The sequence below is a fragment of the Corynebacterium sp. 51B genome (assembly GCF_008930785.1).
Classification (GTDB): Bacteria; Actinomycetota; Actinomycetes; order Mycobacteriales; family Mycobacteriaceae; genus Corynebacterium; species Corynebacterium megadyptis.
This window is the reverse complement of record NZ_PQMK01000001.1, coordinates 646,844-667,233: the sequence shown is the minus strand read 5'-3', so window position 1 is coordinate 667,233 and position 20,390 is coordinate 646,844. Positions and strand designations below refer to the sequence as shown.

Below are 20,390 nucleotides of genomic sequence, written 5' to 3'. Positions count from 1 at the left end.
CGGCACGTCCGCGCATCACCGTTGAAGAAACAATTCTGGAGTAAAGCCCATGACCACAATCATTGTGTCGACGATGTGGATCACGCTCGCCGCACTGGCGTCGCAGTTCCTCGCGTTTACGACGAAGAACCACATCCCCGCCGTGGTGTTCATGTTGGGATTCGGCGTGATTATCGGTCCAGAGGTGCTGGAGTTCGCTGTCGACGATGGCGGCGTGAGCATGCTGCGTGAGCTTGGCCTCGGGCTGCTCTTCCTGCTCGCCGGCTGGGAGATCGATCCGAAAACGATGAAGGGGCGCACCGGCCGGTGGGCGCTGCGAACGTGGCTGATCAGCATCACCGTGGCGTTCGTGGTGGTCTACTTTATTGCACAACCCGAAAACCCGCTGTGGGCGGTTACGATCGCGATTGCGGTGTCCTCGACGGCGCTCGGCACGCTGCTGCCCATTCTGAAGTCCGTGGGCATGGACTCCTCCAAAGTGGGCAAAACCGTATTCGTGCACGGCGCAGTGGGCGAGATGGCCCCCATCTTCGCGATGTCGCTGCTGCTCTCGGCGCGTTCGATGGGCCTGACCCTGATCATTCTCCTCATCTTCATGACGATCGCGCTGATCACCGCCTTCATCCCGCGCACCGTGAAAACCCTGGTGCCGCGGGTGGGGTCGCTGATCCACGAGAGCGCCGGCAACACCTCGCAGACGGTGATGCGTTCGGTGATGGCTCTATTGACCATGCTCATGGCAGCGGCCGCGGTATTCGAGCTCGACGTGGTGCTTGGCGCCTTCTCCGCGGGTATCATCCTGCGCTCGCTGGTGCCGGAGAAATTCCACAAGACCGTGGAAGCCCGCCTCAACGTGATGGGCTATGGCTTCTTCATCCCCGTGTTCTTCATTACCTCCGGCATGGCCATCAATATCTCCGCTGTGGCCGGCCGGTGGTGGCTGATCTTCCTCTTCGTCGCCGTGATCCTCGTGGCCCGCGGTATCCCGGTGTTCCTCACCGAGGTGTTCACCGATACCGACTCCGGGTTGAAGGAGCCCCGCGACAAGGTGGAACTGGGGCTCTACGCGGCCACGGGTCTGCCCATCATCGTTGCCGTCACCGAGGTGGCCGCGCACCGCGATCTCATCGACGAAGAGCTCGCATCCATTCTGGTCTGTGCCGGCGCGATCACGGTGCTCGCCTTCCCGCTCGCCGCCTATCTGGTGCACCAGTACTGGCCGGAGATGGATTCCCCGAAGGAGCCGAAGGAACAAAAGACCAAGCGGGCCGCCGCCGAGGACGAGCACCGCGAATATCTTGAGTCCAAGAAGCAGCAGGAGGAAAAGGCCCGCCAGGGTGCTCCCGCCGCCCGCAAGCCGCAGTCCCGCACGGTCGCCGAGGAGGAAGTGACCATCGACACCGACTAGCCGCCGCCCGCTTATCGACGTATCACTGCTGCATAACCCCAAATTTCACCGCTAGCCCGCGGCTACGGTAGCCTAATCACGACACGCCCCACACGCTGTGGCCACCCCGCCAAAGAATGTGCGCGTCGTGTAGCAGCCCTAGTAGCTCAGTGGATAGAGCACGGCTCTCCTAAAGCCGGTGTCGGAGGTTCGATTCCTCTCTGGGGCACATAAAAACGGTGCCGCGCTTGGCACATGAGGGTCCTCTTTTCAGACCCTCAACGCACTATCCCCGATTCGGAAGAGGAATCGGGGATAGTGCTGTGTTTGGGGCTTCGCTAGCTAGTCGAACCTGCAGCGCAAGGCCCATCCTGGAGGGTTCGGATCGCTAGGCCACCAGCACTGGCTCGGGGAGACATCCTCGGTGATGTGTTCGCCATCCCTGCCGGCCAACCTGCTATCGGCCGAATCCTCGGGGGTCGAGCCGATGGCTACACGGTATGTCTGATCCTCCCGAGTCTTGCCTTCGCTGTAGGGGTAGGTGCCGCGCAGCACTGTGGGCTCGTCCAATTCCACATAGCGCACTCGGCCGGTGACTTGGGTTTTAAAGGGGTAGAGCTCCCCGTATTTCTCCAGGAACTCATTGCCCGAGAGATCGCGGATCACGCCGCTCACAGTCTGGGCTTCGTTGTCGTCTAACTCGGGGTATGCGGGCGCGCCCTCTTCACCGGCGGGCACCGTCTTGTCGTAGAGATACACGTGCGCATTATTGCCGCCGGTGCAGTGAACAATGTGCTCGCCACTGCACTTCATGGTGTAGGTGTCTCCGGTGACGAAGGAGTTGGCTTCCACGCTCACATCTGTGTTGCCCGTACGCACCCATTGGGCAGCGAAGGCATCGCGCACGCTTTTAGCAAAGAGCTCAGAGGTGTGGGGGCCCGCCTCATAGCGCAGGTAGGCATCTTCGGTGCGCGGTGTCGGCTCCGTATCAGCGCTAGTCTCGTCCGCGATTTCGGTTTCGATTTCGGTCACCGTGGTGGTGCTCGTGGAGCCGCTGGGCGCGGCATCATCCGCGCCGCCGCACCCTGCGAGCACCAGGGCCGCAGTTCCGAGAATGACTGTGATGGCTGCCCCTCTATTGAGGCGGGACGGAGAACGCACGTGTGCTCCCTTCGTGGCGACTACCTCGGACCAGCTCCCGCTGGGATTCTCAGGCCTATTTTAATCGCTGCCAGGTGCTCATTTCGGGAGAATAGGGCGCTAGTTCTCCCCGCTTAGTGGCTGTGTTGCCACCTCGATATAGCGCGGTAGCCGCTTGTGCCGCATGTTGGGCTGGACGCATTCTGGATTGCTAGGGCTGCCTGCGGGGTCCGTCGACAGCGGGGAAAACGCTGTTCCTGCGCACTTTTGGGGGTGAATATATCCTTGTCCCGGCACCCTGTACGGCCCATAGCGGGGGTGTATTGCACTAAAGACGCGCATAAGTACAAGCGAACGCCTACTGTTGTATGTATTCAGATTTTCTTGACTGTATAGGTAGGTTCCCATGTCTGCACGACCGACGTTTACCGACGTTCAGCGCCGCGATATTCGTGTGCACACTGTCATTGATCACGATGTTCCGGTTCTCGCCGTAGATCAGATTCTTGAGGATGGCTCCTCTAAGCGTCTCTTGCTGCTGAACAAGTTTGACTCTAAGCAGCTCGCCGCTGCGTGTGAGTTGTACCTGCAGCAGATTTTCTCGGCTTCCTTCTCCGAGCTGCACACCGGCTTGGACCCGCAGGAGATGGCTGATCTCTTCGGCTCCCACGACGAAGAAGACGAGTAAAGAGCACTGCCACCATGAACGACACACATATTTGTGTGATCGGGATAGGGGCCGGTAGCCCTGGGCATATCACTCAAGACGCAATCGCGGCGCTGGCTAGCGCAGATTGCGTCTTCAGTCTTGATAAGGGGGAGGACAAGGTGGAGCTTTTGGCCGTCCGTGAGCGCATTATTGCGGCTCACGCGCCGCAGGTGAAGCTCGTCGCTATCCCCGATCCGCCCCGCGCCCGTCATCCCGAGAACTACGCAGCAGAGGTACAACGCTGGCACCAGGCGCGCGCGCAGCGTATCGACGCTGCCTTGGGCGAGCATCTCCCCAACGGCGGAACAGCCGCCTTCCTCGTCTGGGGCGATCCCTCGCTCTATGATTCCACGCTGCGGATCTTGGACCGGCTGCACACACCCCATACCCGATCGATCTACCCAGGTATCACCGCTATTCAGGCCCTCACCGCGGCCCACGGGATGCTGCTGAACCGCATCGGTGAAGCCATCCACGTCACCACCGCCCGCAAGCTGCCAGAGACCAGCGAGGCAGACCGCGCGAACTGTGTGGTGATGCTCGATGGGGGAGCGGCCTGGATGGAGAACTACACGGAGAACACCGTGATATATTGGGGCGCGTATCTCTCCACGGACTGGCAGGTGCTGCGTCGCGGAAAGGTCTGCGAGATCGGTGCCGAGATTGCGGAGCTGAAAAAGCAGCTCCGCGCCGAACACGGTTGGATTATGGATATCTACCTGCTGCGTGAGGAGCCCGCCTCCTAATACAGGGCAGAGAACACAAAAAGGGGCTCTCACCAGATCACTGGTGGGAGCCCCTTGCTCGTGCTGAGTGGGTAGTTAGCTAAGCTCCTCGAGCTTCGCGCGCACCTCGGATGCAGCCGGGTTGGTGGCAGTAGAGCCATCGGAATACTTCACGGTGGGAACCACGCGGTTGCCATCGTTGACTGACTCCACCCACGCGGCGGCTTCGGTATCCTGCTCCACATCGATCTCATCGAAAGGAGTCTCGGTACGGTTCAAAGCCTTCTTCAGACGCTGACAAAAGGGGCACCACGACGTGGTGTACAAAGTTACGTTAGCCATAGCCTCCACTGTGCCACACCCGTGGCTCTCAGCGCACCCAGAAAACTCAAGCGCGCGGCTCGCGCCGGCGATAGCTGCGGAAGCAGTAGCGGGTGCCCGTGCGGGAGGTGTGCCAGTCGCTTTCTGAGACGAGTTCGACATTTGCGGGCAGCGTGGGCGCATATACGGCGGCGTCGCCGAGCTCGGCGGCGAGAGTGGCGTCGACAAGCGTCATCTCAATCCGCTCACAGCGATCAAGAAGAGCCTCGTAGATGCTGCCGCCGCCCATCACCCACAAGGTGTCGCACTCGGGCAGAGTATGCAGATCGGGCAGCACCTCGGCCCCAGCGGACCACGGCCCGGGCGCGCGGGTGGATACCACGAGATTGCGGCGGCCCGGCAGGGGGCGCACCGCCGGCGGCAGGGACTCCCAGGTGGCGCGCCCCATGAGCACGGGGTGGCCGGAGGTGATCTCCTTGAAATGCGCGAGATCCTCGGGAATATGCCACGGCATGGTGTGGCCATCGCCGATCACGCCGTCGCGGGTCTGCGCCCAGATAGCGCCGATCATCCACCTACTCCTTTCCCCAGCGGGCTAGACCGCCACCTGGCCACGAATAGCCGGGTGCGGATCGTATCCGGTGATTTCGATATCGGAGAAGTCATAGTCAAACATCGACTCCGCCTTGCGTAGCGATAACTGCGGGTAGGGGCGGGGTTCGCGTTCTAGCTGGGTGCGCACCTGCTCGAGGTGATTGGTGTAGATGTGGCAGTCGCCGCCAGTCCACACGAACTCGCCCACCTCGAGTCCCGCCTGCTGGGCGAACATGTGGGTGAGCAGGGAATAGGAGGCGATATTAAAGGGCACGCCGAGGAACATGTCGGCGCTGCGCTGATAGAGCTGGCAGGACAGCCGGCCCTCGGCCACATAGAGCTGGAAGAGCAGGTGGCAGGGCGGCAGGGCCATGGAATCGAGCTCCGAGACATTCCACGCGCTGACGATGGTGCGGCGGGAATCCGGGTTGGTGCGCAGCGTCTCGAGAGCGCGCGAGATCTGATCGATGTGCTGGCCATCGGGGGTGGGCCAGCTGCGCCACTGCACGCCGTAGATGGGGCCGAGATCGCCGTTCTCATCGGCCCACTCATCCCAGATGCTCACCCCGTGCTCGTGCAAGAAGCCCACATTGGAATCGCCGCGCAAGAACCACAGCAGCTCCCCAATGATGGATTTCATATGCACTTTTTTCGTGGTGATCAGCGGAAAGGACTCCGCCAGATTAAACCGCATCTGCTGGGCAAAAAGGCTGATCGTGCCCGTGCCCGTGCGGTCATCCTTGCGGGTTCCCTGCTGCAGAATAGTGCGCAGAAGATCTTCATAAGGCGTCTCGATACTCACAGACGCTAAGCATACCTAGGGCGGTAGACAACGCCGACGGGGAGCTAGAGAAAAAGACACACCCCGCGCGGCCTAAGAACGCCGGCGGCGCGGGGTGGGGCGGTGTTAGTAGGAGCCGTTCTCCTCGAGGTACTGCGCGGCGAGCTGCAGAATCTCATCCTTGACGTCCGGACGGCAGATCACCATGTCCGGCATGTAGGTGTCGCGGTTGTTGTAGGTGGGCTCGGAACCATCGAGGCGCGAGCAGTGCAGCCCCGCAGCCTTGGCCACACCCACCGGCGCGGCCGAGTCCCACTCGTACTGGCCGCCGGCGTGAATATAGGCGTCGGCATCGCCGAGCAGCACAGACATCGCCTTCGCGCCGGCAGAACCCATCGGGGTGATCGTGCAGTCCATCTTCTCGGCCACAAAGGTGCCTACCTTCGGCGGGCGGTTCTTCGACAGCACGATGTTGTAGGGGCGCGGGCCCATCACGGCCTTGACATCGGAGGAGTCGAAGACCACGCCCAGATCGGGCAGGCCTACGGCGGCGTGGATGGGGGTGCCGTTTTCCACTAGCGCGATGTGTACCGCCCAGTCCTGGCGGCCGGTGGCGAACTCCTTGGTGCCGTCGAGCGGATCGATGATCCACACGCGGTCCTTACCGAGACGGGCGGGGTTATCCGCGGCCTCTTCGGAGAGGACTCCATCCTCGGGGCGGTGCTGCTCGAGCACACGCGCGATCCAGTTCTGGGCAAGTTCATCGCCGGCATCGCCGAGGTTGCGGCCTCGCAGCACGCCGACATTACGGACGCCCTTGAGGATCTCTCCGGTTCCTTGGGCGAGACGGTGGGTCAAAATGGCATCATCAATGTGCGCAGTCATGCCCTTTAGCTTAATGGTTTGGTTTGATGGTTACATGACCGCTCAGATCCTGCAGAAGTTCCACCCAGTGGTGGCGCGCTGGTTTACTGATGTCTTCGCCGCTCCCACCGCCGTGCAGGCCGCCGCGTGGGAGTCCATTTCCGCAGGACACCATGCGCTCGTGGTGGCGCCCACCGGTTCGGGTAAAACACTTTCTGCCTTCTTATGGGCACTGAACACGCTGGTGAGCCAGCAGGATAGCGTCGATAAGCGCAGCGAAGACGCGCTGCCTCTGCAGGGGGTGCCCGCGCCGGGCCGGGTGGAGGTCAGCGAGACGGGCGTGCGCGTGCTCTATATCTCCCCGCTGAAGGCGCTGGGAGTGGACGTGCAGAACAATCTGCGGGCGCCCTTGACGGGAATTGAAACGACCGCCGAGCGCGACGGGGTGCGGCTGCACGGAGTGAGCGTGGGCGTGCGCTCGGGCGATACCCCGCAGGCCGAGCGGGCGCGGCAGGTACGTAACGCCCCGGATGTGTTAATCACCACGCCCGAGAGCCTGTATCTAATGCTCACCTCGAAGGCGGCGTCAATTCTCAGCGATGTCGAGACCGTCATCATCGACGAGATCCACGCCCTCGCCGGCACGAAACGCGGCAGCCATCTGGCGCTCTCCCTCGAGCGGCTGGAGGCCGTGAGCGAGCGCCCAGTGCAGCGCATCGGCTTATCGGCCACGGTGCGCCCCATCGCGACCGTCGCCCAGTTCCTCGGAGGCGACCGTGACGTGGATATTGTGGCACCGCACAGCAGCAAGGAATGGGATCTGAGCGTGCGGGTGCCGGTGCCCGATATGTCGGATCTGCCTGTGCCGGAGCGCGGCTCAAGCATCGGGGAGGCCACCATCGACGATCCCTTGGGGATCGCCTCTCCGCTTATCGACGATCACAGCCAGCGCAGCGACAACGATGAACAGTCCGCGCCGGGCCTGCCCAGCTTCGACGACGCCGCCGTGGAATCGGCCTTGCCGCAGCAGGGAAGCATTTGGCCCTTCATCGAGGAACAACTCTATGAGCAGGTGATGACCGCCCGCTCCACCTTGGTATTCGTCAATTCTCGGCGCAGCGCGGAGCGGCTGACCTCCCGCATTAATGAGCTCTATGCCGCCCAGCACCAGCCCGAGGCGCTCAGCGCCGCCCGCCGGCGTGATCCCGCCCAGTTGATGAAGTCCACGGATATCGCCGGTGAGGCCGAGGCGATCATCGCCCGCGCCCACCACGGTTCGGTGAGCAAGGATGAACGCGCCCACACCGAGGCGGCGTTGAAAAGCGGCGAGCTGCGCTGCGTGGTGGCCACCTCCTCGCTGGAACTCGGCATCGATATGGGCGCGGTGGATCTCGTGATCCAGGTGCAATCCCCGCCCTCTGTGGCCTCGGGGCTGCAGCGCGTCGGCCGGGCCGGGCACCGCGTCAACGCGGTATCCCGCGCCACCTTCTATCCCACGCATCGCAGCGATCTGGTGGACTCCGCCGTGGTGGTAGACAAGATGCGCGCCGGGTTTATCGAGGCGCTGAGCGTGCCGCAGAATCCCCTCGACGTGCTGGCACAGCAGACCATTGCGGTCACGGTAAACGGCGATATTCACGTGGATGAGTGGTATGAGATGGTGCGCCGCGCCTATCCCTATCACCATCTCGCCCGCACCGTCTTCGACTCCGTGGTGGATTTGGTCAGCGGGGTCTATCCCTCCACGGATTTCGCCGAGCTCAAACCGAGGGTGAACTTTGATCGCGTCAGCGGCCTGCTCTCCGCCCGGCAAGGGGCACAGCGGGTGGCGGTGACCAGCGGCGGCACCATTCCTGACCGCGGCATGTTTGGGGTGTTTTTGGCCGGCGGCGGCGAGCACGGGCCGCGGCGTGTGGGGGAGCTCGATGAGGAGATGGTCTACGAGTCCCGCGTGGGCGATGTATTCACCCTGGGAGCATCGAGCTGGCGCATCGAGGAGATCACCCGCGATCAGGTGCTGGTGACCCCCGCCCCCGGCCACACCGGCCGGCTGCCCTTCTGGGGCGGCGATAGCCCCGGCCGGCCCGCGGAGCTCGGGGTGATGATCGGCGAATTTCTGCGCCGCGTCGCCGATGACCCGCAGGTGCTGGAGAACTCGGATCTCGACCAGTGGGCCCGCGATAATGTGCGCGCGTTTGTGCTCGAGCAGCAGCAGGCCACCGGCATGGTTCCCGATGAACGCACACTGCTGGTGGAACGCTTCACAGACGAGCTCGGGGACTGGCGCGTGGTGCTGCACTCGCCCTACGGTCGCGGTGTCAATGCCGCGTGGGCGTTGGCCGTCGGGGCGCGCATCGCCGAGCACAGCGGCATCGACGCCCAGGCCGTGGCCGGCGATAACGGCATTGTGCTGCGCCTGCCCGCCATGGACACCGATCCCGGGCCGGAGCTTTTTCGCTTCGATAAGGACGAGATCAGCGATCTGGTCACCGAACAGGTGGGCAACTCGGCGCTCTTCGCCTCCCGCTTCCGCGAATGCGCGGCCCGGGCGTTGCTGCTGCCGCGCCGCAATCCCGGCAAGCGCGCCCCCTTGTGGCAGCAGCGTCAACGCGCCGCCCAGCTGCTCGACGTGGCCCGTAAATACCCCTCCTTTCCGATCATCTTGGAGACGGTGCGCGAATGCCTGCAGGATGTCTATGACCTCGACGCGCTCACCGCGTTAATGGGCGATATAGAGCAGCACCGGGTGCACATCGCCGAGGTCACCGTGGAGCAGCCCAGCCCCTTCGCCTCCTCGCTCATGTTCAACTACACCGGCGCGTTCATGTACGAAGGCGATACTCCACTCGCCGAGAAACGCGCCGCCGCTCTATCCCTCGACCCCGAGCTGCTGGCCAGCCTCCTCGGCACAGTGGAGCTGCGGGAGCTGCTGGATCAAGACATCATTTCCGAGGTCCACGCCCAGCTGCAGCACACCGCCGAGGGTTGGCGGGCTCGCACCCCCGATGCGCTTATCGACGTGCTCCGCGAAACCGGCCCCATCCCGCTGGCGGAGCTGCAGCACCACGCCGATTTCCCCGAGCCGTGGGCCCAGCTCGCCCGCAGCCAGCAGGTGATGGAGGTGCGCATCCAGGGGCAGGCCCATGCGGCGCTGGCGCTCGACGCCGCGCTATTGCGCGATGGCCTCGGCATCCCCGTCCCGCCTGGGATCGGCGCGGATCCGGACACCATCGACGACGCCCTCGATCAGCTGGTGCGCCGCTACGCCCGCAGCCGCGGCCCCTTCACCGCCCGGGAACTCGCCACAGCCTTAGGCATCGGGATCAGCGTGGCCGCCACTGCCGCCAGCCGCAATGGCGCGGTGGAAGGACGCTACCGCGCCGAGATCGAGGAGCGTGAATACGTCGATCGCGGGGTATTGAAAAAACTCCGCACCCGCACCCTGGCGAAGGTGCAGAGCCAGATCGAGCCGGTGAGCCAGCAGGCCTATGCCGCCTTCCTTCCCGAGTGGCATAACCTCGCCGCCTGCGGCGACTATCCGGCGCTGCGCGGCGCCGATGGCGTGTTCGCTGTGTGCGAGCAACTGGCAGGGGTGTTTCTTCCCGCCAGCGCCTGGGAGTCCCTCGTCTTTCCACTGCGGGTGAGCAACTACACCCCCACGGACCTCGACGAGCTCACCCAAAACGGCGAGGTCCTCGTGGTATGCCGCGGCCTCGCCGGCGCCCGCGACCCGTGGGTGAGCCTTACCCCCGCCGACTACGCACCACAACTGCTAGAGGAGGGTGCCGAGCACACCCTCTCCACCACGGAGACAGCGCTGCTACAGGCCCTCGACACCGGCGGTGCCTTCCTCTTCAGCGAACTCCAGAGCTACCTTGAGAGCTACACCGATGAACTCGGAGTGCCGCTGCCCCCAGCCGAGCACAGCCCCGAGGTGGTGCGCGATAGCTTATGGTCGCTGATGGAGAAAACACTGGTGAGCCCCGAGAGCTTCGCCCCGCTGCGGGCCCGGCTCGCCGGCACCTCTACGAAAGGCGCGACCGCGCACCGCGCCACCCGCCGCCCCAATCGTTCGCGCCTGCGCATGGGGCGCACCAGCTTCGCCCAGAGCGCCAACGCCCGGCGCGCCGGGCACGCCAGCCAGCCGGTGGATGTGCCGGGTCGTTTCTCCCGTGCCGTCCGGCCCGCTGATCCGATGGCGGAGGCCACGGCCCGCGCCGTGGCGCATGGCGAGGCGTGGCTGGATCGCTATGGGGTGGTCACCCGCGGCTCGATCCAGGCGGAAAATGTTCTCGGCGGTTTCGCGCTGGCCTATAAGGTGCTGCGTTCTTTTGCAGAAACCGGAAAGGCCACCCGCGGCTACATCATCGATGGTCTGGGTGGGGCGCAGTTTTCTACCGCTGCGGTGGTGGATCGCGTGCGCGCCACCCGGGAGGATGCCCTCTATCTTGTGGCTGCCGCGGATCCCGCCAATCCCTATGGGGCCGCCCTCGAGTGGCCGAGTAGTGGTTACTCGCGCGCGGCGGGGGCCATGGTGGTGCTGCGGGGCGGGGTCCTGTTGGGATATCTCAGCCGCGGCGGCAAGACCCTCCGGATTCCCGAGGAGGTGGCGGATGTGGAGTCCGCGCTGCGGGATATCGACGCCGCCGTGCAGCACGCCACCCAGCTGACCTCGGTGACACCCGTGGTGGTGGAAAAGATCAATGCGGTCTCGGTATGGGAGTCGCCGCTGCTGCCGGCGGTGCGCGCACTGGGGCTGAGCATCACGCCCAAGGGGGTGCGCGTCGGCTCCAGCCGCAGCAGCGCCGAGGAGACGAAGCGGCGGGGCAGGGGGTTGGCCGATGCCGTGGAGGCGGTGGACAAGAATGCTTTTCGACGCCCCTCTGCGGGCCCTGGGGGCGAGCGTCGAGGCCCCTTCGGAGCCGGCGGTCGGCGGCGCTAGGGGCACCGGTTTCACTGGCTGGGGTTGCTACACTGCCACGCAGCGCACTACGCATCCGAGGTGCCTAGTGGGGAGCCGTCGCCGCCGAGCGATACGAGGAAGAGAGCACAGCATGCCTGAGGGCGATTCAGTATTTCAGCTCAGCCGCCGCTTGCAGTTTATGACGGGGCGGAAGGTCGTGGGCTCCTCGCTGCGGGTGCCGCGCTGGGCCACCACCGATTTCAGCGGCTCGAACGTGCAGCAGGTGTGGCCCTATGGCAAGTATCTCTTCATGGATTTCGGCCACCAGATCCTGCAGACCCACCTGAAAATGGAGGGCACGTGGAGCATCACCCTCAGCGGGGATCGCTGGTCCAAGCCGGGCTGGAAAGCGCGGGTGGTGCTGCAGCTCGACGGCGCGCCCGAGTATCCCCGCCCCATCGAGGTGGTGGGCTTCGAGCTGGGACTGGTGCACGTCCTACGCAGCGCCGAGTACCCGCAGGCCATCGCGCATCTAGGGCCCGATGTGCTGGGGGAGAATTGGGATGAGGCTGAGGCCTGCGCGAGGATTCTGCGCCGCCCCGAGCGCGCCATCGGCGCGGCCCTGCTGGATCAACGCAATCTCGCGGGCGTGGGCAACGAGTACCGGGCCGAAATCTGCTACCTCGCCGGCCTCCATCCCGCCACGCCCGTGGCGGAGGTGGATGTGTCCACCGTGGTGCGCATAACCCGTCGCCTCATGTGGGCCAATCGCCTCGCCACCAAGCGAGTGAGCACAGGGATCAACCGGGTTGGCGAGACCACCTATGTGTTTGGCCGCTATGCCCGCCCCTGCCGCCGCTGTGGCAGCCGCATTGAGAAGGGCTTTCTTGGCGGGGTGGACCAGGGCGGCGATGCAGGAGAGCTGGAGCGTGTCATCTGGTGGTGCCCCCGCTGCCAGCCACTGCTGGGGGCGGATTAGGCGGCGTCGCCGAGCTGTTCCTCCACATAGGTGGGGCGGGTGGCGAAGAAGGCGCCGATAGCGACCAGCACCGTCGCGATCACGGTCATGCCCACGGGCACGATCCAGCTTGAGGTGGCGTCGTGAAGCGTGCCGAATAATAGCGGGCCCACGGCGGCGATGGTGTAGCCGCCGCCTTGGCCGAAACTCGACAGCGCGGTGGCGCCGGCGGTGGTGCGGGCGCGCAGGTTCACCAGTGTGAGTGCGGTGGGGAAGGACAGCGGCCCGATCCCAGACAGCGTAATCCACAGCCACGGCGCCGACATGGGGTTCAGCGCCATGCCCACATTGCCCACGATGAAGCAGAGCAGGAAAAGCGCCAGCACGGGGAAGGGATCGCGGAGGCGGGCGGCGATCCACGGTCCGGCGATAGAAAGCACGAGGCCCAAGCCGGACCAATACGAGAGCATCAGCGCGGCGAAGTGCACGCTGGCGCCGCCGTCCAGATACATCTGGGGGATGAAGAGCATATAGGAGAAGGTGGAGAAGCTCGTCATGCCGAACATCACCACCAGCCCGCGGCCCACGGCGGTGCGATGCACCGGCAGGGAGCTGCGCCGCGCGGCCGCCTGAGCAGCGGCGCGGCTACGGGCCAAGCCCCACAGCGGAGACCACGCGGCGGCGGCGATCAGCGCGGGTATGATCCACACGCCGAGCGCGAACTGCCAGCCCGCGACGCCACCGCGGCCATCGAGAGACTCGGCCAACGGCTCAGAGAGCAAGGGGGCGCTCATCATGCCGATCTGCATGCACACCATGTAGACGATCGATAGCTGCGGCACGCGCCGCGGGAAGAAGGCGCGAAGCGCCACCGGGATCACCGCGTTGGTGAGGCCGATGGCGAAGAGCGCGAAAAACGTTCCCGCCAGTAGCAGCAGGGTAGACGGCCCCAGCACGCGCAGTAGCTGGCCACAGGCCGTGGCGAGCATCGCGATACACAAGGTCTGCGCGGAGGTGAAGCGGCGCAACATACGCGGTGTGGACAACGCTGCCAGCGCGAAGGTGACGGTGGGGGCCATGCCGATAACACCGAGAATCACGCCGCTGAGGCCTAAGCTGGCGTCGATACGCGGCAGCAGCGGCGGCAGGGCGGTGACGAGGGCGCGAAGGTTGAGAGAGCTCAACACAATAGCCGTTGCAGCGATGAACGCTATCCGGCGATTCGGCTGGGATGTCGTGGTGTCAGTCACGGCAGACACACTACGCCAGTGCGTCACCGCGCGGGAATCTAGGCCCAGAGCGCATCCCACCTAGTGGTATATCGCCTGCGTGCTGCGGGTACTGAAGACACCGCTGCCCAGCGCGTGTGCAGCACGAGGCCGCACACGGGCTGGGCGAAAAGGCGGTGGGAGGAAGCGCTAGCGCTTGGAGCGGTAGAAGGCGATCAGGGCGTCGGTGGAGGCATCGCCCGAGTTGGGCTCCTGCTCACCGGACACGGCCGGGGCAAGGTCATTAGCCTGCTGCTTACCCAGCTCCACGCCCCACTGGTCAAAGGAGTTGATGTCCCAGATCACGCCTTGAGTGAACACGATGTGCTCGTAGAGCGCGATGAGGGCGCCAAGGGTGAAGGGGGTGAGCTCCTCCGCCAGAATGGTGGTGGTGGGGCGGTTACCCGGCATGAGCTTGTGGGTGATGAGCTCGGTGGGCACGCCTTCTTCGAGGAGCTCCTCATAGGTCTTGCCGAAGGCAAGGACCTTGGTCTGGGCGAAGAAGTTGCCCATGAGCAGATCGTGCATGGAGCCCTCGCCGCTGGCGGTGGGCAGGTCCTCCTTGGGGCGAGCGAAACCAATGAAGTCCGCCGGCACGATGCGGGTGCCCTGGTGCATCAGCTGATAGAAGGCGTGCTGGCCATTGGTGCCGGGCTCGCCCCAATAAATCTCGCCGGTGTTGGTGGTCACCGAGGTGCCGTCGTGGCGCACCGACTTGCCATTGGATTCCATGGTGAGCTGCTGCAGATAGGCGGGGAATCGGGAGAGATCCTCGGAGTAGGGCAGAACCGCGTGGGTTTCCGCGCCGAAGAAATCGGTGTACCACACGCCGAGCAGACCCATCAGGGCCGGCACGTTCTTCTCTAGCGGGGTGGTGCGGAAGTGGGTGTCCATGGCGTGGAAGCCCTCGAGGAAACGCATGAAGTCCATGGGCCCGATCACAGCCATGAGCGACAGACCAATGGCGGAATCCACCGAGTAGCGACCGCCTACCCAATCCCAGAAGCCGAACATGTTCTCCGTGTCGATACCGAACTCGGCGACCTTCTCGGCATTGGTAGACACGGCGACGAAGTGCTTGGCCACAGCCGACTCATCGCCATCGAACTTCTCCAGCAGCCAGCGCTTCGCGGCGTGGGCATTGGCCAAAGTCTCCTGGGTGGTGAAGGTCTTCGAGGCCACGATGAACAGGGTGGACTCCGGGTCCACCTTCTCGAGCACGGCGCTCATGTCCGCGGGGTCCACGTTGGAGACAAAGTAGGCGTCGATACCGGCGGTGGCGTAGGCGCGCAGTGCCTTGGTGGCCATCGCCGGGCCCAGATCCGAGCCGCCGATACCGATATTGACCACGGTCTTAATGGTGTGGCCGGTGTGGCCGAGCCACGAACCCGAGCGCAGCGCCTGCGCAAAGTCGCGCATCCGGCCGAGCACCTCGTGCACGTCCGCAGCCACGTCCTGGCCGTCGACCTCCAAGGAGTCCTCCACCGGCATGCGCAGCGCGGTGTGCAGCACGGCACGGTCTTCGGTGTTGTTGATGTGCGCACCGGAGAACATCTCCTCGATCTTCTCCGGCAGCCCTGCCTCGCGGGCTAGCTGCACCAGCAGCTCGCGGGCGTCATCATCAATCACGTTCTTGGACAGATCCACGTGCAGGTCAGCAGCAGAGAAGGTGAGTTTAGAGACGCGCTCGGCATCGCCGGCGAAGAGCTCGCGGAGGCTGGTTTCGCTCAGCTTATTGCGATGAGCGGACAGCTTGCTCCAGGTCTCAGTCTTGGTAATATCCATCGACACTTTTTCTCTAACGCTCCTTGATATATGGGATCTTGGGAAAGTGTGGGCGAGTCATGACAGGCCGGCAGCACTAAGCTCCGTGGTGCGGCTCATCGGCTCGCCACTCTAGGGGTAATGCTAGCGAGACTATGCCCGTTGTGCTGGGGTGTGTGGGACGTGTCAGCGCAAGCGCGCAGGTGGCGATTCTTAGCTGTGGTGAACGTCCCAACATAATCGGACATTCGGCTGGGGGAAACGTGGGAACCTAAAAACCACGTTTAGGGTTGTGCGTACTTATCTGGGGCGATAATGACATCGCAGCCGCTGAATAACACGAACCCGTTGATGGTGACAGACGGGGCGGAGGAGGGTAACTCGCTGGGGTCCACGCGGACGCCGTCTTTGACCTTTATTGTGCTATCGCCGAACAAGGTCACGGGGTTCATAATCACGCGCATGCCCTCGGGGACGATGATGTCGCAGCCGCCGAACATCACATTCAAGGTGATGGTGATGTTCTTCGATTCCAGCTGGGTGTGGCGCAAATCGAGGCTAGTGCCACTAAATAGCACGATGGCGTCATGGCGGGTGGCAAGGGTGCTGCCACCGGAAAAGGAGTTGGCGCCGAAGATGCTCAAAGAATATTTCGAGCCCGTCCCGCCCACGACGCGGCGAGTGATGCGGGCGATGGCGCGCTGCTGCTCCGGCCGTGGTGCCCACTGCTCTGTCGCGTACTGCGCAGAATCCGGGCGTGGCGAGAGAGATTGAGAGGGGGATGCAGCGGGCAGCTCTGGGGTGCCGCCGAGATCCTCGAGGAGCGGGCTGAGCTCGTCCATGAAACGACTGGTGGACGCAGCCGAGGAACGCTCATCGAACTCGGAATAGTCGAGCCGCCCATCCGCATAGGCGTGGGCGAGGTAGTCAAGGACACGGGAACGATCGTGGTCGCTTGCACGCAGTCGTGGCGGCTGTCGATCATGCGAGGAGGACTCGGAAGTCATAACTTCAGTGTAATCCAGTTTTTCCCGTTCAAGGGCGAAACAGGTGCGCCTTGCCGGTGCACTGAGACATGCCGGTGCACCATACACAGCAGCGCCGGCGACCGAGGAGAGTTTCGGTGGTCGCCGGCGCGGGGGAGAGGAGGTAGCTGCACGCTGGTGCGGGCGCGCCGCTAGTGCATGCAGCTGCGAATCACAGCCACCGCTTCTTCTGCCGTGGTGGCCTGCAGCAGCTGGGCGCGGATATCTTCGCGCATCGTGGCTCGGGCCAGCTTCGACAAAAACCGCAGGTGCTCTGTGCCGGCATCCTCGGGAGCGGCAATGAAAAAGATCATACGAACCCGATCCTCGGCATCCTCATCCCACTGCATCCCCGGCTCGGGAATACGGGCGAAAGCCAGGGTGGGACGCGCCACCGCAGAGCATCGAGCATGGGGGATAGCCACGTGATGCCCCACCGCGGTGGAGGCGTGGGCCTCGCGGGAACGAGCCGCATCGATGACCTGCCCGGGGTGAGTGATTCTGTCCTGCTCGCTCGCGGCGTGCACGAGAGTGCGCAGTACCCCCTCTTGGCTGCTGTCGGGGGCGAGGGTGTCGAGGGCAACCAAGGAGGCGGTGATGAGCTCCTCGGCCTCGGAGGCGGTGTCGGTGGCGGTCTCGGCGGCTGAGGCAGCAGCAGTGCCGGCTCCGGCGGTAGCCGCTCCCGCAGCGCCTGCGCCGGCTGTGGCGGGAGCCGGGGCGGCGGCAGTGTGCTCTGCAGGTGCGGCTGTCTCGACCGCAGGGGAGGTGTCCTGCTGTTGGCGTCGAGAAACGCCCACGAGCACGATTATCAGGCCAGTGGTGACGGCGATACCGGCGGCCAAGGCAATAAAGAATCCGAGGGTATTGTCCACCGCGCCGAGTATCGCCACAATGGGGCCGCCGTGCATCACGTTGTCCTCCACATGCAGCAGGCCGGCGACGGCACCGGCGACAGCGCCGCCGGCTACATTGGCGGGAATGACCTGTAGCGGGCGCGCGGCGGCCACGGGGATGGCGCCTTCGGTGATGCCGAAGAAGCCCATGAATAGCGCGGCGATGCCGGAGTCGCGCTCGGCGTTATTGAACCAGCTGCGGCGCAGCAGGGTGGCCAACCCGACCGCCAGCGGCGGCACCGCGATCGCCGCGGCCACCATGCCCATCGGGGCAGCGTTGCCACTGGCAATCATGCCGCCGCCGAAGAGGAAGGCTGTTTTATTAAAGGGTCCACCCATATCGAAGGCGATCATCGCTCCCAGAATGGCGCCGAGCACAATCACCGAGGCGCCTTCGAGCGAGGCCAACCATGTGGTCAGCGCCGCAAAGAGCGAGGAGATCGGTCCGCCCAGGACGTAGACAAAGAGCAGGCCCACGATGAGCGTGGTGGCGATGGGGATCACGATCACCGGCATGATCGCGGCACCATATTTACCCACCGGTATCTTCTTAACCGCTAGGGCCACATATCCGGAGAGAAAGCCGGTGATAATGCCGCCGATGAAGCCGGCGCCGGCATCGGAGTTATAGAGCGATCCCGTCACCGCAATCATGCCGGTGATAAAGCCGGGGGCGAGGCCTGGGCGGCCGGCGATACCGGAGGCGATATAGGCGGAGAGCACCGGCACCATCAAGCCAAAAGCGAGGGCGCCGATGGAGCTGAGCATGAACCAGAAGGAGTCCTCCGGAATGGCCAAGCCTTCGGGGCCGGGTTCGCCGCCCAGGGAGAGCGACACGGCGATGAGCAAACCGCCAGTGACCACGAAGGGCACCATGTGCGACACGCCATTCATCAGCGCTTGGTAGAGCTGGCGGCGCAGCGGCTCATCGCTGCTGGCGGTCTCGGTGCTGTCGTCCTGGGCGCCGCCGGCCGTCCACACTGGGGCAGACTGGGCGCGCTCGAGCACTGTGGCTGGATCCTTAATAGCGGCATCGACAGACGTGCTCAGTAGCCGCTTGCCGGTGAAGCGCTGCTTGTCGATCACCGTGTCTGCGGAGATCAGAATGGCGTCGGCGGCGTCGATCTCCTCGGCGCTAAAGGCGCCCTCGACCCCGACCGAGCCGTGTGTCTCCACGCGCAGCTCGATTCCCATCTCGTGCGCAGCGGCCTCGAGATTCTCGGCGGCCATGTAGGTGTGGGCAATTCCGGTGGGGCAGGCTGTGATGGCCAACACTCGTGGTGCGCCCCTATCGCGTGCATCTCTCATGAGACGTAGAATAACACCGGTTGAACGCCCCCTCGACAGGCGAATAGGGCTAGCTACTTCAGTGAGCAGAGGCTCTCTGCTCGCGCCGGCCTCTAGCTCAGTGGGCTGCGCAGCGGGTACGTGCTCCCGCCGCCACAGCTCCGCCCAAGCTGTGCAGCGCAACCCCCACCCCTAACTCTCACCAGCGCGGGCATTGTGATAGTGGCGCCATTTCTGGTTCGGGGGCATAGTGGTGGCTATGAGTATTGATCTAGACGCAGTCATTGCTGATTGCCCCACGCAGCTTTTTATTAATGGTGAATTTGTTGATGCCCGCTCCGGCGAGACCTTCGAGGTAGAAAATCCTTCGGATGGCAGTGTGCTGGCTACGGTGGCCAAGGCCGGCGAGGCGGACGCCGTGGCAGCACTGGATGCTGCCGTTGCGGTGCAGCAGGAGTGGGCGGCCACCGCCCCGCGCGAACGCGCCGAGATTCTGCGCCGCGCATTCGAGTTGCTCACTAAGCGTAGTGAGGAATTGGCCTACATCATGTCCGCCGAGCTGGGCCGCGCCCTCCCAGATTCTCGGGGCGAGGTCGCCTATGGCGCCGAGTTCTTCCGCTGGTTCGCCGAGGAGGCCGTCCGCATTAGTGGCGATTACCGCATCACTCCCGCTGGTGGTGGCCGCGTCATCACCATCCGGCAGCCGGTAGGGCCGGTGCTGGCCATCACCCCGTGGAACTTCCCGCTGTCGATGGGCACCCGCAAGATGGGGCCGGTGCTGGCCTCCGGGTGCACGATGGTGCTCAAGCCGGCCTCGAAGACCCCGCTGACCATGCTGTATTTGGCCCGCATTCTCAAGGAAGCGGGGCTGCCCGATGGCGTCATCAATATCATTCCCGGCTCCGGTTCGGCGGCGTCCTCGCTGCTGGAGGATCCTCGCCTGCGCAAGTTCACCTTCACCGGCTCCACCGAGGTGGGCCAGGCACTCCACGCGAAGGCCTCCGAGCACACCCTCGGTGCCAGCCTGGAGCTGGGCGGCAATGCCCCCTTCATCGTCTGTGAGGATGCTGATCTCGACAAGGCTGTGGAGGCCGTGAAGGTGGCGAAGATGCGCGGCGCCGGCCAGGTGTGCATCGCCGCGAACCGCTTCATCGTGCATGAGAAGCTATACGACGCCTTCTGCGAGCGCGTCACCGAGCTGATCGGCACCTACACCGTGGGGCGCGGCACCGATGAGGGCGTCACCGTGGGGCCGCTTTCTGGTGATGACCAAGTAGAAACCGTCTCCGAACTGGTCAATGACGCCATCGCTCAAGGCGCACGGGTGCTCGCCGGAGGCAGCGTCTACGAGCTGGACGAGAATCTCCCAGAGAAGGGCTCCTATTTCCCTCCAACCGTGCTGGCCGATGTGCCGCGCTCGGCGCGCATCGCCAGCGAGGAAATCTTCGGACCCGTGGTGGCAATCTATAAGGCCAGCTCCGATGCGGACGCCATCGAGTTCGCCAATGACACCCTCTTCGGCCTCGCAGGCTATGTATTCACCGAGAACCTCGAGCGCGCCCTCGGCGCGGGCGAGGCAATGCAGGTGGGCATGCTGGCCATCAACAAGGGCGCGATCTCTGATCCTTCCGCCCCCTTCGGTGGAGTGAAGCAGTCCGGTGTGGGCCGCGAAGGCGGTTTCGAAGGTATTGACGAGTATCTCGAAACCAAGCTCATGGCACTGCCGGAGGCCAGCCTCTAAAACCACCGCACACGGATCAAGGGCGGCGCA

15 protein-coding genes and 1 tRNA gene are annotated in these 20,390 nt (G+C 64.3%); 7 read left to right on the top strand and 9 right to left on the bottom strand.

Annotated features, from left to right (window positions below):
* Positions 1-49: 49 nt before the first annotated feature.
* Positions 50-1,408, top strand: a complete 1,359-nt coding sequence (locus GBB14_RS02875) for a cation:proton antiporter (RefSeq protein WP_151530020.1) — start codon at positions 50-52, stop codon at positions 1,406-1,408.
* Between the two features lie 135 nt (positions 1,409-1,543).
* Positions 1,544-1,616 (top strand) — tRNA-Arg (locus tag GBB14_RS02870).
* Between the two features lie 113 nt (positions 1,617-1,729).
* Here the strand turns inward: GBB14_RS02870 and GBB14_RS02865 are convergent.
* Complete coding sequence (locus GBB14_RS02865; RefSeq protein ID WP_151530021.1) at positions 1,730-2,548, bottom strand: hypothetical protein; 819 nt, start codon at positions 2,546-2,548, stop codon at positions 1,730-1,732.
* A gap of 385 nt (positions 2,549-2,933) precedes the next feature.
* On the opposite strand from GBB14_RS02865, the gene GBB14_RS02860 reads away from it, so the two are divergent.
* Together GBB14_RS02860 and cobF are read left to right on the top strand one after the other, a co-directional pair.
* Positions 2,934-3,215: a hypothetical protein gene (locus GBB14_RS02860; RefSeq protein WP_151530022.1), complete on the top strand. Its 282-nt coding sequence runs from the start codon at positions 2,934-2,936 to the stop codon at positions 3,213-3,215.
* Between the two features lie 14 nt (positions 3,216-3,229).
* The gene (gene cobF, locus GBB14_RS02855) at positions 3,230-3,982 is read left to right on the top strand and encodes a precorrin-6A synthase (deacetylating) (RefSeq protein ID WP_151530023.1); all 753 of its coding nucleotides are present in this window, start codon (positions 3,230-3,232) and stop codon (positions 3,980-3,982) included.
* Between the two features lie 75 nt (positions 3,983-4,057).
* Here the strand turns inward: cobF and GBB14_RS02850 are convergent, their stop codons facing one another.
* The 4 genes from GBB14_RS02850 to GBB14_RS02835 all read right to left on the bottom strand — a co-directional run bounded on the left by GBB14_RS02850 (position 4,058) and on the right by GBB14_RS02835 (position 6,542).
* Positions 4,058-4,303, bottom strand: coding sequence for a mycoredoxin (locus GBB14_RS02850; protein ID WP_151530024.1), 246 nt, complete (start codon positions 4,301-4,303; stop codon positions 4,058-4,060).
* A 46-nt stretch (positions 4,304-4,349) separates the two neighbouring features.
* Positions 4,350-4,853: a dihydrofolate reductase gene (locus tag GBB14_RS02845; RefSeq protein WP_151530025.1), complete on the bottom strand. Its 504-nt coding sequence runs from the start codon at positions 4,851-4,853 to the stop codon at positions 4,350-4,352.
* 24 nt (positions 4,854-4,877) lie between these two features.
* The gene (locus GBB14_RS02840; RefSeq protein ID WP_151530026.1) at positions 4,878-5,678 is read right to left on the bottom strand and encodes a thymidylate synthase; all 801 of its coding nucleotides are present in this window, start codon (positions 5,676-5,678) and stop codon (positions 4,878-4,880) included.
* A gap of 105 nt (positions 5,679-5,783) precedes the next feature.
* Entirely contained in the window at positions 5,784-6,542 is a 759-nt protein-coding gene (locus GBB14_RS02835) for a 3'(2'),5'-bisphosphate nucleotidase CysQ (RefSeq protein WP_151530027.1), read from the bottom strand.
* A gap of 34 nt (positions 6,543-6,576) precedes the next feature.
* On the opposite strand from GBB14_RS02835, the gene GBB14_RS02830 reads away from it, so the two are divergent.
* Positions 6,577-11,463 carry a DEAD/DEAH box helicase gene (locus GBB14_RS02830; protein ID WP_151530028.1) on the top strand — a complete coding sequence of 1,629 codons (4,887 nt, stop codon included), beginning with the start codon at positions 6,577-6,579 and terminating at the stop codon, positions 11,461-11,463.
* Between the two features lie 112 nt (positions 11,464-11,575).
* A complete protein-coding gene (locus GBB14_RS02825) occupies positions 11,576-12,403 on the top strand; it encodes a DNA-formamidopyrimidine glycosylase family protein (protein ID WP_151530029.1) in 828 nt (275 codons plus the stop codon).
* On the opposite strand, the gene GBB14_RS02820 is transcribed toward GBB14_RS02825, so the two are convergent.
* The 4 genes from GBB14_RS02820 to GBB14_RS02805 form a co-directional block, all read right to left on the bottom strand.
* Positions 12,400-13,632, bottom strand: a complete 1,233-nt coding sequence (locus GBB14_RS02820) for an MFS transporter (RefSeq protein ID WP_192796204.1) — start codon at positions 13,630-13,632, stop codon at positions 12,400-12,402. The genes GBB14_RS02825 and GBB14_RS02820 overlap by 4 nt on opposite strands.
* Before the next feature lie 168 nt (positions 13,633-13,800).
* On the bottom strand, positions 13,801-15,441 hold the full coding sequence (gene pgi / locus GBB14_RS02815) for a glucose-6-phosphate isomerase (protein WP_192796247.1): 1,641 nt from the start codon (positions 15,439-15,441) through the stop codon (positions 13,801-13,803).
* Positions 15,442-15,698: 257 nt separating this feature from the next.
* On the bottom strand, positions 15,699-16,421 hold the full coding sequence (locus GBB14_RS02810; RefSeq protein WP_151530032.1) for a DUF1707 domain-containing protein: 723 nt from the start codon (positions 16,419-16,421) through the stop codon (positions 15,699-15,701).
* Positions 16,422-16,591: 170 nt separating this feature from the next.
* Positions 16,592-18,640, bottom strand: a complete 2,049-nt coding sequence (locus tag GBB14_RS02805; protein ID WP_151530033.1) for a fructose-specific PTS transporter subunit EIIC — start codon at positions 18,638-18,640, stop codon at positions 16,592-16,594.
* 238 nt (positions 18,641-18,878) lie between these two features.
* On the opposite strand from GBB14_RS02805, the gene GBB14_RS02800 reads away from it, so the two are divergent.
* Entirely contained in the window at positions 18,879-20,360 is a 1,482-nt protein-coding gene (locus tag GBB14_RS02800; RefSeq protein WP_151530034.1) for an NAD-dependent succinate-semialdehyde dehydrogenase, read from the top strand.
* The last annotated feature ends 30 nt before the right edge of the window (positions 20,361-20,390 follow it).

Excerpts from the sequence above, each read along its gene's own strand:
- GBB14_RS02875 (WP_151530020.1), top strand. The coding sequence starts at position 50 with ATGACCACAATCATTGTGTCGACGATGTGGATCACGCTCGCCGCACTG.
- GBB14_RS02860 (WP_151530022.1), top strand. The coding sequence starts at position 2,934 with ATGTCTGCACGACCGACGTTTACCGACGTTCAGCGCCGCGATATTCGT.
- cobF (WP_151530023.1), top strand. The coding sequence starts at position 3,230 with ATGAACGACACACATATTTGTGTGATCGGGATAGGGGCCGGTAGCCCT.
- GBB14_RS02850 (WP_151530024.1), bottom strand. The coding sequence starts at position 4,303 with ATGGCTAACGTAACTTTGTACACCACGTCGTGGTGCCCCTTTTGTCAG.
- GBB14_RS02845 (WP_151530025.1), bottom strand. The coding sequence starts at position 4,853 with ATGATCGGCGCTATCTGGGCGCAGACCCGCGACGGCGTGATCGGCGAT.
- GBB14_RS02835 (WP_151530027.1), bottom strand. The coding sequence starts at position 6,542 with ATGACTGCGCACATTGATGATGCCATTTTGACCCACCGTCTCGCCCAA.
- GBB14_RS02830 (WP_151530028.1), top strand. The coding sequence starts at position 6,577 with ATGACCGCTCAGATCCTGCAGAAGTTCCACCCAGTGGTGGCGCGCTGG.
- GBB14_RS02825 (WP_151530029.1), top strand. The coding sequence starts at position 11,576 with ATGCCTGAGGGCGATTCAGTATTTCAGCTCAGCCGCCGCTTGCAGTTT.
- GBB14_RS02810 (WP_151530032.1), bottom strand. The coding sequence starts at position 16,421 with ATGACTTCCGAGTCCTCCTCGCATGATCGACAGCCGCCACGACTGCGT.
- GBB14_RS02805 (WP_151530033.1), bottom strand. The coding sequence starts at position 18,640 with ATGAGAGATGCACGCGATAGGGGCGCACCACGAGTGTTGGCCATCACA.
- GBB14_RS02800 (WP_151530034.1), top strand. The coding sequence starts at position 18,879 with ATGAGTATTGATCTAGACGCAGTCATTGCTGATTGCCCCACGCAGCTT.